At 66.6% G+C, this 12,730-nt stretch carries 8 protein-coding genes; 1 reads left to right on the forward strand and 7 read right to left on the reverse strand.

What is annotated here, in order from left to right:
- Window positions 1–13: 13 nt before the first annotated feature.
- Window positions 14–4,012 carry a phosphoribosylformylglycinamidine synthase gene (purL, locus tag ACTIFF_RS06920; RefSeq protein WP_439536173.1) on the forward strand — a complete coding sequence of 1,333 codons (3,999 nt, stop codon included), beginning with the start codon at window positions 14–16 and terminating at the stop codon, window positions 4,010–4,012.
- A gap of 247 nt (window positions 4,013–4,259) precedes the next feature.
- Here purL and ACTIFF_RS06925 read toward each other — a convergent pair whose 3' ends face one another.
- The 7 genes from ACTIFF_RS06925 to ACTIFF_RS06955 form a co-directional block, all read right to left on the reverse strand.
- Window positions 4,260–5,297, reverse strand: coding sequence for an ADP-ribosylglycohydrolase family protein (locus ACTIFF_RS06925; protein WP_439536174.1), 1,038 nt, complete (start codon window positions 5,295–5,297; stop codon window positions 4,260–4,262).
- Between the two features lie 30 nt (window positions 5,298–5,327).
- Window positions 5,328–6,146: a phosphatase PAP2 family protein gene (locus tag ACTIFF_RS06930; protein WP_439536175.1), complete on the reverse strand. Its 819-nt coding sequence runs from the start codon at window positions 6,144–6,146 to the stop codon at window positions 5,328–5,330.
- A 6-nt stretch (window positions 6,147–6,152) separates the two neighbouring features.
- A complete protein-coding gene (locus ACTIFF_RS06935; protein WP_439536176.1) occupies window positions 6,153–6,962 on the reverse strand; it encodes a metallophosphoesterase family protein in 810 nt (269 codons plus the stop codon).
- Window positions 6,959–7,897, reverse strand: a complete 939-nt coding sequence (locus tag ACTIFF_RS06940) for a diacylglycerol/lipid kinase family protein (RefSeq protein WP_439536177.1) — start codon at window positions 7,895–7,897, stop codon at window positions 6,959–6,961. The genes ACTIFF_RS06935 and ACTIFF_RS06940 overlap by 4 nt, the downstream gene beginning before the upstream one ends.
- A gap of 119 nt (window positions 7,898–8,016) precedes the next feature.
- Window positions 8,017–8,466: a CBS domain-containing protein gene (locus tag ACTIFF_RS06945; RefSeq protein ID WP_306475994.1), complete on the reverse strand. Its 450-nt coding sequence runs from the start codon at window positions 8,464–8,466 to the stop codon at window positions 8,017–8,019.
- A 289-nt stretch (window positions 8,467–8,755) separates the two neighbouring features.
- Entirely contained in the window at window positions 8,756–12,205 is a 3,450-nt protein-coding gene (mfd, locus tag ACTIFF_RS06950) for a transcription-repair coupling factor (RefSeq protein ID WP_439536178.1), read from the reverse strand.
- A 106-nt stretch (window positions 12,206–12,311) separates the two neighbouring features.
- The gene (locus ACTIFF_RS06955; RefSeq protein ID WP_439536370.1) at window positions 12,312–12,665 is read right to left on the reverse strand and encodes a nucleotide pyrophosphohydrolase; all 354 of its coding nucleotides are present in this window, start codon (window positions 12,663–12,665) and stop codon (window positions 12,312–12,314) included.
- Window positions 12,666–12,730 lie beyond the last annotated feature (65 nt).

Consider the following 12,730-nt stretch of genomic DNA (forward strand, 5'->3'; position numbering starts at 1 on the left):
CCAGTTTCCCCTCATGACCCTGATTCTGAAGCTCCGCGGTACCCCTGCCTTTTCCGAGGCGCGTCTGGCGCGTCTGGCCGATGACTGTCGCGCGACGGTCGGCAAGGTGCGCGAAGTGCGCGCGACGCAGCACTTCTTCGTCGAATGCAGCGCAGCACCGGGCGCCGGCGAACTGGCGCAGCTACACGCGCTGCTGGCGGCCGAACCTGCAGCCATGCCGGCTGCGGGTGCGCTGCTGGTGACGCCGCGGCTGGGCACGATATCGCCCTGGTCGTCGAAGGCGACCGACATTGCGCACAATTGCGGGCTGAGCAATGTGCTGCGCATCGAGCGCGGCGTGCTGTACGAAATCGAGCTGTCGAGAGGGCTGCTGGGCACGGCGTCGCTCGACGCGACCGAGCGCGCGGCGCTGTCGGCGAAGCTGCACGACCGCATGACCGAATCGGTGCTGGGCAGCCTGGAGGACGCCGATGCGCTGTTCAGCCATGTGCCACCGCGCCCGCTGGTCAGCGTGTCGCTCGGAGACGGCGGCAAGGAGCAGGGCCGCGCCGCGCTGGTGCAGGCCAACAGTGCGCTCGGCCTCGCGCTGTCCGACGACGAGATCGACTATCTGTTCTCGGCGTATTCGAAGCTTGGCCGCGATCCGACTGACGTCGAGCTGATGATGTTCGCGCAGGCCAACTCGGAGCACTGCCGGCACAAGATATTCAATGCGAGCTGGAACATCGATTACGCGACGCAGGATCTGAGCCTGTTCGGCATGATCCGCGAAACCCACCGCGCGACGCCGCAGCACACCGTGGTGGCGTATTCGGACAATGCGGCGGTGATCGAAGGCGCAACGACTGCGCCGGTCGACCGCTTCTACCCGGACCGCGACGGCCGCTGGGGCTGGCATGCCGAGTCGATGCACTTCCTGGCCAAGGTCGAGACGCACAATCATCCGACCGCGATTTCGCCGTTCGCCGGTGCCGCAACCGGCGCCGGCGGCGAAATCCGCGACGAGGGCGCGACCGGCCGCGGTGCCAGGCCCAAGGCGGGTCTCGCCGGATTTTCCGTGTCCAACCTGAACATCCCGGGCTTCGAACAGCCGTGGGAGCGGGTGGACGGCGCGCTTTACGGCAAGCCCGAACGCATCGCCTCTGCACTGCAGATCATGATCGACGGCCCGCTGGGTGCGGCCGCGTTCAACAACGAATTCGGCCGGCCCAATCTCGCCGGCTATTTCCGCACCTTCGAACTGCCCTTCATGGGCGAAATGCGCGGCTATCACAAGCCCATCATGATCGCCGGCGGCATCGGCAACATCAGCGCGCGCGACGCGCTGAAGATCGAGTTTCCGGCGGGTACGAAGCTGATCGTGCTGGGTGGCCCGGCCATGCTGATCGGTCTGGGTGGCGGCGCGGCATCGAGCATGACCACCGGTACCAACACCGCCGACCTCGACTTTGCGTCGGTGCAGCGCGGCAACCCGGAAATCGAGCGCCGCGCGCAGGAAGTGATCGACCGCTGCTGGCAGATGCAGGACGACAACCCCATTCTTGCGGTGCACGACGTCGGCGCCGGCGGTCTGTCGAACGCGCTGCCCGAGCTGGCCCACGGTGCAGGCCACGGCGCGTGGTTCGATCTGCGCGCCATCCTGAGCGAAGAGTCGGGCATGAGTCCGGCCGAACTGTGGTGCAACGAATCGCAGGAGCGCTACGTGCTGGCGATCGCGCCCGAACGGGTCGATGACTTCCGCGCCCTGTGCGAGCGCGAGCGCTGCCCGTATGCGGTGCTCGGCGAGGCGACGCCGGATGGTCAGCTCACGGTCGAAGACCCGCACTTCGGCACCAGGCCGGTCGATATGTCGATGGACGTGCTGCTCGGCAAGCCGCCGAAGATGCACCGTACCGTGCAGCGCCGCCCGGCCTTTGCGCCGCCGATGGACGTCGCCGGCTATGACCTGAAGGACACCGCCTACCGGGTGCTGAGCATGCCGTCGGTCGCCAGCAAGTCCTTCCTGATCACCATCGGCGACCGATCGGTCGGCGGCCTGACTGCGCGCGACCAGTTCGTCGGCCCCTGGCAGATGCCGGTGGCGGATGTGGCCGTGACCAGCGCAGGTTTCAGCGGCTACCAGGGCGAAGCGTTCGCGATGGGCGAGCGCACGCCGGTGGCGCTGCTGAGCGGCCCGGCATCCGGTCGCATGGCGATCGGCGAGGCGATCACCAATCTTGTCGCCGCCGACGTGCGCAGCTTCGACCGCATCAAGCTGTCGGCCAACTGGATGGCCGCTGCCGGCCACAAGGGCGAAGACGCGGCACTGTTCGACACGGTGAAGGCCGTGGCGATCGACTTTTGCCCCGGGCTCGGCCTGTCGATTCCGGTCGGCAAGGACAGCCTGTCGATGAAGACGCGCTGGACCGAGGGCGAAGGTCAGAACGCGCGGCAGATGGAAGTCATTTCACCGCTGTCGCTCGTCATCACGGCGTTCGCGCCGGTCGGCGACGTGCGCAAGACGCTGACGCCGCAGCTCCTGACGGACCCTGAAGTCGACACCGAACTGCTGCTGCTCGATCTTGGCCAGATGAAGAACCGCCTCGGCGGCTCGGCGTTTGCACAGGCCTATGGCGTGGTGGGCGAACATGCCCCGGACGCCGACGCGGTGCTGCTGGGCCGCTTCCTGCCGGCGATCAACCGGCTGCGCGACGAAGGCTATCTGCTGGCGTATCACGACCGCTCGGACGGCGGCCTATTCGCCACACTGTGCGAAATGGCGTTCGCATCGCGGGTCGGTCTGTCGATCAACCTCGATACGCTGGCTTACGACCCGTTGCTGGTCGACGTCGATTCGCTTGCCAAGAAGCCGGACGCGGTGCGTGGCCGCTTCAACGACCGCACCTTCTCGGCGTTGTTCGCGGAAGAACTGGGCGCGGTGATCCAGATCCGCGTCGCGGACCGTTCGAAGGTGATGGATGTGCTGCGCGAAGGCGGGCTGTCCGGCGTCACGCACGGCATCGGCAGCCCGAATGACCGCGACGAAATCCGCCTGTGGCACAACGCCAAGGTCATTTTCAGCGAAGCGCGCAGCGATCTGCTGAAGGCGTGGAGCGAAGTCAGCCACCGCATCGCCGCACTGCGCGACGACGCGAGCTGCGCCGACGAGGCGTTCGCACTGCTCGACGACACGGATGACACCGGCCTGTTCGCTGCGCTGACCTTCGAGCCGCAGGAAGATGTTGCAGCGCCCTTCGTGAGCAGCGGAAAGCGTCCGAGGATTGCCATCCTGCGCGAGCAGGGCGTGAACGGTCAGGTTGAAATGGCGGCCGCCTTCGACCGCGCGGGCTTCGAAGCGCACGATGTTCACATGTCCGACCTGATGGCGGGACGCGTGAAACTGGCTGACTTCAAGGGTCTGGCCGCCTGCGGCGGTTTTTCGTACGGCGACGTGCTGGGCGCCGGCGCCGGCTGGGCCAAGTCCATCCTGTTCAATGCACAGCTGCGCGACGCCTTCGCCGAATATTTCAACCGCGAAGACACGTTTGCACTGGGTGTGTGCAACGGCTGCCAGATGATGAGCCAGTTGCGCGACATCATTCCGGGCGCGGCACACTGGCCGCGTTTCGAGCGCAACCGCTCGGAGCAATTCGAGGCGCGCTTCACGATGGTCGAACTGGTCGAGTCGCCGTCCATCTTCTTCCGTGGCATGTCCGGGTCGAAACTGCCGATCGTGGTGTCGCACGGCGAAGGGCGCGCCGTGTTCGACGACCTGCAGGCGCAGTCGCTGGCCCGGGTCGCGATGCGCTACATCGACCACGACGGCAAGGTCGCGACGCGCTATCCGCGCAACCCGAACGGCTCGCCCGACGGCATCACGTCGGTCACGACGGATGACGGTCGGGCCACCATCCTGATGCCGCACCCCGAGCGCGTATTCCGCAGCGTGCAGATGAGCTGGCACCCGGACCACTGGGGCGAGGACAGCCCGTGGATGCGCATGTTCAGGAATGCGCGGGTGTGGGTGGGGTGATCCGAGCACGGCTTGTTCCTGGGGTGCGCGTGTGCGACTGACCCCTATCTTCTGAGCGAACGGCCTCTATTGGAGAGGCGGCCTGTGGGAGCGGCGGCCCCGCCGCGATCATCGTAGCAATGGTCTCATTGCAGAGTGCGTATCGCGGCGAGGCCGCCGCTCCCACAGGAGGGCCTTCAAAGGGCCACCGCTCCCGCAGGGTCGGCGTGCCAGGTATCGACGTGGGGGGACATGCGCTGGCCTGTCGTCAGCAGTCCTTCAGCGCCAGCGCAGAGAGTTTTTCCAGCAGGTCCTTCAAGCGATCATGCTCATGCAGCCCGTTGATCCACGCCTGCGGCACGGCGTGCATGCCGCTCTGCGCGCCGAGCAGCGCGCCGAGCACGACGCCGCGGTGGCAGTTGTCGCCGCCCAGTCGTGCGTTGGACATCAGTCCGGCGCGCAGGTCGGACCCGTATTTCACGGCGAGGAAGAGCGTCGCCGGCAGTGAATCTTCCAGGTAGCAGGCCGGGCTGAACTGGGCACCGACGACTTCTTCGTCCGGCCGCGTGCGCACCCACGATCGGTAGGGCCAGGTCAGTGCGGTGTGCGCGGCGCCGCCCGCGCGCTCGATGGCGTCATCGATCGGCACGCCCTGCAGCAGGAAGTACATCAGGTCGGCGAACACTTTCGCCGCTTCGGCCGCGACCGGCCCCTTGTGCGTCAGATCGATGTGCGACGCCACGGCTTCATGCATCGCGTGGCGGTTGGCGGCGTGGAACAGGATGAGCGGTGTCAGCGTCGCCAGACCACCGATGTGGATATCCTCGATGCCGCAGTCGCCCAGTTCGCGGCCTTCGGCGTAGTGCTTGAAGAAGGCGCGGTGGTACTCCTCGAGATAGGTATCGCCGTGCATGCCGGGTGTCAGCATGAAGTCGAGGTAGCGGCGCGCGAAGTCGTCGCGGTCGTAGTGGCCACACTCGACCAGCGACTCGGCCAGCAGGGCGGCGAGCCGGATGTTCAGCGTGTTTTCGCCGGCGTGCAGGAACTGATGGTAGTGGATGCCGCGTGGCCCGCCCCAGAAGCGGGCCTGGTCATGCAGGATGTCGTCGGTCGAGTCGGTGTGCTGGTACGTGCTGCGCCACAGGATGCTGTCCGGGTGCGGATTGTGCGGCGCCATGTAATGGTCGATCTCGCCATAGTCGACGGCGATGCGGCTGCGCGTGTAGTACCAGTGCACCGGCATGGCCAGTGCGTCGCCGATGAAGCTGGCCCACCAGGCCGCTTCGAGGCGCGAGTGATCGATCATGGTTGCTGCTCCTTGTGGACCGTTGTGCGGTCAGGCATTTCGCGGGCCGGATGGTTGCATGATGCGGCCCGGGCGTCGACGAAACAGCGCCGCGACGGTGATGCACAACGTGAGCCACGCGGAGCCGGATGCAAAGCCGGCCATCACATCGCTGGCGAAATGCACGTGCAGCACGATGCGGCTCAGCGCGGTCACCAGCGCGATCGCGACAGCGCTCAGCAGCACCGGCAGATACCAGCGCGCCGGCAGCAGTTGCATCAATATCCAGGTGGCCATGCCATAGGCCACCAGCGTACCCGAGCTGTGACCGCTCGGAAAACTCCAGCTGGTTTCCCAGGTCTGGCCATGTTCGTGCAGCGGGCGAACGCGTTCGAACATCGCCTTCAGTGAATGATTGAGCAGCGAGTTTCCGCCGATGGCCGCCACCCACGAGGCGGCCAGCAGGCGTTCGCCGCCGGCCAGCAGTGCGGCTGCGCCTACGATGCACAGCGTGGTCAGCACGATCGTGTCGCCGAAGTGCGTGAGACGGGCGAATACACGCAGCGTACCGGCGGGCTGATGCGCGGCCATGGCATCGGCCAGCGCGTGGTCGAACTGCACCAGTCGGCCGTCGCCGGACACGGCCCATGCGAGGGCAGCGAACAGCAGCAGCGCACACAACAGACAGACGGCGCCGGTGGTTGCGATCTGCACGCGGGTGCGGGCGCCCGCCGGCCACAGGCGACGGGCAGTGGTGTGGCCGGCGACGGCCAGTGTGAAGGCGACGCCGAGGGCGCCCAGACAGAGCGGCACCGCGTGCTGCGCGATGAAGTCGGCCAGCTGTTGCGGGTCGGCAGGAAGGGCGCTCATCGGTGCTCAGTGATGCGCATCCAGCGCCAGCGCGCTCAGTGCGCCCGACTCGAAGCGATCGCTTTCCGAACAGTAGTCCCAGCGCTCGACAACGGCGGCGCGCGCGCCACGCAGCGTGATCGCGCGGATCAGATTGACCGAGTTGCCGGCTTCCGGTCGCGTGCGCTCCGACACGGCGGTTCCGGCCTGCACGGCCCACGCCGTGCGCAGGCCGTCGCCGTCGAGCCGGCGCACGAAGGGCAGGTGGATGTGGCCGCCCAGAATGAGATCGGCGCCGGCGGCCCGCCAGCGGATGACTGCCTCGCGATGGCCATGCACACGGTTGTGCTTCTCGTCGGGCCGGCTCACGGCCACCGGGTGATGCAGCATGACGATGCGCATCGCACCGGCGGGTGCGCCGTCGAGCGCACGCGCGACGGCTTCGATCTGGTCGGCCGACAGTTCGCCGTCGACATGGCGGTATGCACGCGTCGAATCGACGCTGACGATGCGCACACCTTCAGCATCGAACACTGCATCGTGCGCGGCGCCGAAGGCGCGCCGGTAGCTGCGGTAGGGCACCAGCAGCCGTTCAAAAACGTTGAACAACGCGATGTCGTGATTGCCGGGCAGGGTGACCTGCGCCGGGATGCCCAGGCTGTCGACAAAACTGCGCGCGGCGGCAAACTGACGCGCGCGTGCGCGTTGAGTGATGTCGCCCGACAGCAGCAGCACGCCGGGCTGCTGTGCCCGCGCCAGCCGGCGCAGGGCGTCGCACACAGGCGGGCGTTCGACGCCGAAATGGGTGTCGGAAATCTGCATCAGCAGTGCACTCATGCCGTCGGGCCGCGCGGCACGATGAGATTCAGCGCGTCCGGCAGCGCCTCGAAATGCAGCGGTGTATTCATCCACGCGACTTCGCCGTCGGTGGCCACCTTGATGTGCCGGCGCCGGCGCGAACTCAGGTTGAGCGTGCGGAAACTGAAATTGACCACGCGGTCGGCGTCACCCAGTCGACCCAGCGCCCCGCGCACCAGCAGCCACAGCATGGCCAGCTTGCCGGTCGGGCGCAGCGTGATGCCGGCCAGCCTGCCGCGGGCGAGGTCCGACGCCTCGGGCAGACCCAGCTGCTCCAGCTGCAGACGGTTGTTGCCGACGAACAGCGTCACCGTCCGGATGGTGCGCCGCTCGCCGCCGTGCTCGATGTCCAGCGTCAGTCGTCGGTGTTCGCGCAGCAGCGTCAGCAGACCGGCCCAGAAGGCGACGAGGCGGCTGCGTCCGAGCTGGCGCTTCCACTCCTCGCGGTTTTCCAGCAGCGCCGGATACAGACCGAGACTGGCATTCACCAGGAACACACGGTCGTTCACGCGGCCCGCCTGCACCGGCCGCACGTCACCGTCGAGCAGCAGTTGCACTGCAGCTTCGGTGTCGGCCGGAATGCCGTGTTCGCGGCTGAAGTAGTTGAACGTGCCCTGTGGCAGCACGCCAAAGGTCAGACCGCTGCCCAGCATTGCCTGCGCGACGGCGTTGATCGTCCCGTCGCCGCCGGCCGCAACCACGATGCCCTGTTCGGCCTGCGCCCGCGCCACGGCATCGCGCGCCAGCTCGGGCAGTGTCTGGCCTGATTCCACCATCAGGATGTGGTGCGTTCGACCAGCGGCCGCCAGCACAGAAGCGATGGTGGCGCAGGTCTGTGCGGCGTCGCTGCTGCCGGAAGCCGCATTGAGGACGATGAAAAACGGTGCCGCGTCGTGCGGCTGTATGGCATGCATGGCGTGCGTTCGGTTGTGGGGCGTGGCCCCGGAAGCGCCGGACGATAGCAAGCCTGTATCGCCCGGTCAGCCGGACGATACTGACACGCCTCGCCATCGGTGAACCGGAATGACGTGCTTCAGTACCCGCGCACGCCGTGGCCCTTGATGTAGCTTTCGAGGTAAGTGATGTGCTCGGTCTGCTGGCGGATGACTTCCTTGACCACGTCACCGACCGACACCATGCCGATCACGGTGCGGCCGGTACAGACCGGCAGGTGACGGATGTTCTTCGATGTCATGTGCCGCATGCATTCGTCGACCGAATTCTCTTCGGTCACGGTCACGACGTCCGACGTCATGATGTCGCGCGCGCTTGTCTGCCGCGGACTCGCCTGGTTCATCAGTACCTTGAGCGCACAATCGCGCTCGGACACGATGCCGATCAGCGCGTCGGACTCGAGCACGACGACCGACCGGATCGTGTGTGCCTTCATCAGTTCGAGGATGGTCTGTACCGAGTCGGACGGCGCGACCGCGCGCACTGTCCTGTGTGGCTTGCCTGCCAGCAATTGCTTCACCGTAACCATTTCAGCTCCCTTCGTTGACGTGACGTATCCCGCCCGTGGGGTCGGGCGATGATCTTCTCGTTGCGCGGGCGCCTGTTGGTCGGTGCCTCGCGCGAACGGGATGGTGTCGTCGGCGTCAGACTTTCAGGTTCTGAACGGGTGACGGTTGAGCGGCGGCTGGCACGCCGCCGCGCGGTCGACAGACCCCAAGCGGCGTGCGGCAAAACAAACGACGGCGCACTGTCTCACAAAGGCCGGTTGCCGAACAGCAGGCTGATGCCCTGGCGCACCGGACGTGCGGGGACACCTGTCAGCCGGCAAGCTTTTTCATCAGCTCCCGCACGCCGGCCACGCGCGCATCCAGGTCGGCGCTCGAGCGCTTCCAGGACAGTCGGTCCTGGCCGGCCAGCTTGAAGTTCCGGTCCTTCTGCACGAGCTGGATGATGCGGATCGGCTCGATCGGCGGGTTGGGCACGAAGGTGACCAGGATCTGCGTGTCGTGCGCGTCGATCTTGGTGATGCCGAGCGGTTTGGCGGCGATGCGCAGCCGGTGTGTTTCGAGCAGGGCGCGTGTCTGGTCGGGCATCTGGCCGAAGCGGTCGACCAGTTCTTCGCGCAGCGCCGACACCTCGTCGACGGTTTCGCAGTTGGCGAGCCGCTTGTACAGCGTGAGCCGCTCGTGCACGTCCGGGCAGTAGGCGGTCGGCAGCAGCGCCGGCGTGTGCAGATTGATTTCCGACACGATGTCCAGCGGTTGCGTGAGGTCGGCGTCTTCGCCCCTTTGCAGCGACTTGACCGCGCTCTTGAGCATGTCGGTGTAGAGGTTGAAGCCGATTTCCTGCATTTCGCCGGATTGCGATTCGCCGAGCACTTCGCCGGCGCCGCGGATTTCCAGGTCGTGCATCGCGAGGTAGAAGCCGGATCCGAGCTCTTCCATCATGGTGATGGCTTCCAGCCGGCGGCGACCCTGTTCGGTCGGCTTGGCGTGCGCGTCGGTCAGCAGGTAGGCGTAGGCCTGGTGGTGGCTGCGACCGACCCGGCCGCGCAACTGGTGCAGCTGGGCCAGACCGAAGCGGTCGGCGCGGTTGATGATGATGGTGTTGGCGTTCGGATTGTCGATGCCGGTTTCGATGATGGTCGTGCACAGCAGCAGGTTGTGCCGGCGCTGCGTGAATTCGCGCATCACGCGCTCCAGCTCGCGTTCGGGCAACTGGCCGTGGCCGATGACGATGCGCGCCTCCGGCAGCAGGTCGGCGAGCCGGGTGCCCATCTCTTCGATGGTGTCGACCTCGTTGTGCAGGAAATACACCTGCCCGCCGCGCTTGAATTCGCGCAGCACCGCCTCGCGGATGAGGCCGCGCGACCACGGGCTGACGAAGGTCTTGATCGCCAGCCGCTTCTGCGGCGCGGTGGCGATGACCGAAAAATCGCGGATGCCTTCGAGCGACATGGCCAGCGTGCGCGGAATCGGCGTCGCGGTCAGCGTCAACACGTCGACCTCGGCGCGCAGCGACTTCAGCGCCTCCTTCTGGCGCACGCCGAAGCGGTGTTCCTCGTCAATGATGACCAGGCCGAGGCGGGCGAAGCTCACGTCCTTCTGCAGCAGGCGGTGCGTGCCGATCAGCACGTCGATCTTGCCTTCGGCGGCTTCCTTCAGCGCCTGCGTCTGTTCCTTCGCGCTCTTGAAGCGCGAGATTTCGGCGATGCGTGCCGGCCATTCGTGCGCCACCTGGGCGAAGCGGTCGCTGAAGGTCTGGTAGTGCTGTTCGGCCAGCAGCGTGGTGGGCGCCAGCACGGCCACCTGCTTGCCATCGGCCACCGCGACGAAGGCGGCGCGCAGCGCGACTTCGGTCTTGCCGAAGCCGACGTCGCCGCACACCAGGCGGTCCATCGGCCGGCCGGACGTCATGTCGCCGACCACCGCGTTGATCGCGCCCATCTGGTCCGGCGTTTCCTCGAAGCCGAAACCTTCGGCGAAGGCATCCATGTCGTGCTGCTTGAAACCGAAGGTATGGCCCTTGCGCGCCGAACGCTGGGCGTACAGCGCCAGCAGTTCGGCGGCGGTGTCGCGCACTTGCGCGGCGGCGCGCTTCTTCGCCTTGTCCCACTGGCCTGAACCGAGCTTGTGCAGATGCACCTGGTCGCCCGGCGCGCCGCTGTAGCGGCTGATCTGGTGCAGCTGCGACACCGGCACATACAGCTTGTCGCCGTCGGCGTATTCCAGATGCAGGAATTCGGTTTCGCCTTCGCCCAGATCCATGTGGGTCAGGCCGATGTAGCGCCCGATGCCGTGCTGCAGATGCACCACCGGATCGCCGATCTTCAGCTCGGTCAGGTCGCGCAGGAAATTCTCGGCGGTGACCTTTCGGCCGTCGCGCTTGCCGCGCGAACGCGCCTGCGTTGGGTACAGCTCGCTTTCGGTCACCAGCGCGATCGCGGGTGATGACAGCGCAAAGCCCTCGACCAGTGGACCGATGGCGACCGTCAGGGCGGCGTCTGCGGCGATGGCGGCGTCGAAACCCTCGACCGGCGCACTGGCCAGCCCGTATTCGGCGAAATAGTCGATCAGCGTTTCGCGGCGCCCGGCCGATTCGGCGATCACCACGACGCGCTGTGCCGCGACCTGCGCGCGCAGCCGGTGCAGCGGGTCGGCCGCCTTCCGCTCGATGCCCAGCTCCGGCAAGGTCGACGCACCCGCCGACGTGTCCGGTGCGCCGCGCCCGAGGCGCACGATGGCGCGATTGGCCAGCGACACATGGAACTGCTCTTCCGACAGGAACAGTTCGGTCGGCGGCAGGATGGGCCGCGCACGTTCGCCCTTCATCAGGTCGAAGCGGCTTTTCGTGTCGCGCCAGAAATCGCCGATGGCGTCATTCACCTCGGCATCGAGCGCCACCAGCGCGTTGACCGGCAGATAGTCGAACAGCGTGTCGGTGCGCTCGAAGAACAGCGGAATGTAGTACTCGATGCCCGCGGTCGGTACGCCGTTGGACACATCCTTGTAGATGACCGACTTCGACGGATCACCCTCGAACGCTTCGCGGAAACGCGAGCGGAAGGCCGTGCGCGCCTTGTCATCCATCGGGAATTCGCGTGCCGGCAGCAGGCGGATCTCCTTGGTCGGGAACACGGTGCGCTGGGTGTCCACGTCGAACGTGCGGATGCTTTCCACTTCGTCGTCAAACAGGTCGATGCGGTAGGGCAGGGCGGCGCCCATCGGATACAGATCGACCAGACCGCCGCGCACGCTGTATTCGCCCGGCGCCACCACCTGGGTCACCGGGCCATAGCCCGCCACCGTCAGTTGCAGGCGCAGGCGCTCGACGTCGAGCTTTTCGCCTTGCTTGACGAAGAAGGTGTGCGCAGCGAGGTATTCGCGCGGCGCCAGCCGGTACAGCGCGGTCGAGGCCGGCACGACCAGCACGTCCAGTTCGCCGCGCATCAGCGCGTACAGCGTTTCCAGGCGCTCGGATACCAGATCGTTGTGCGGCGAGAACTGGTCGTACGGCAGGGTTTCCCAGTCCGGTAGCTGGAAGCTGCGCAAGGACGGCGCGAACCAGCGCAGTTCGTCGAGCAGGCGCTGCGCGTCCATCGGCCGAGCCGCGACGACGACCAGCGGTGCGCCGGCTCCGCGTGCCAGTCGGGCGAGCGCGAGCGCTTGCGCGCCGCCGGGCAACGGCGGCCAGTCGATGCGGCTGGATGGACGTGGGCGTGGCAGCGGACGCAGAAGCGAGTCCAGCAGCGAGGGCGATGAAGTCATGGGCGGGTAGAGCGCCGCGGTACGTCGAGGTTCGCGCACCGCGAAAAATCAAATAGCCAGCGGTCGGCGAAGGCCGGGATTATCGCGGAAACGGTTGCCGGCTGCCTCACTCGTATTCGTCGTATTTGCGCGCGTCGCCGCGCACGCGCTCGGCGGGGTACTTGTCGCGGTTGATCTGCATCTTTTCGGCGATGGCGGCGGGAAGGTCGATGTCCAGCGTATCGGCCAGCCGAACCAGATACACCAGTGTATCGGCCAGTTCGTGGCCGACTGCCCGCTTCTTCGTGTCCGTCAGCTCATGCCCGGTGGCCAGCCACTGGAAATGTTCCATCACTTCGGCGGCTTCGATGCTCATGGCCATCGCGAGATTCTTCGGGGTGTGGAACTGCGCCCAGTCGCGTTCATCGACGAACTGACGGATCAGGTTGCGCAGTGACAACAGGTCAGCGGTGTCGTCCATGGTGTGCGGGGCGATGGTGAGTCGGATTCTGGAAGTCGGGCTGATTGTTGCAAATGTGTCGCAGG

It is taken from the genome of Methyloversatilis sp., assembly GCF_051861465.1.
In the GTDB taxonomy this organism is placed as follows: domain Bacteria; phylum Pseudomonadota; class Gammaproteobacteria; order Burkholderiales; family Rhodocyclaceae; genus Methyloversatilis.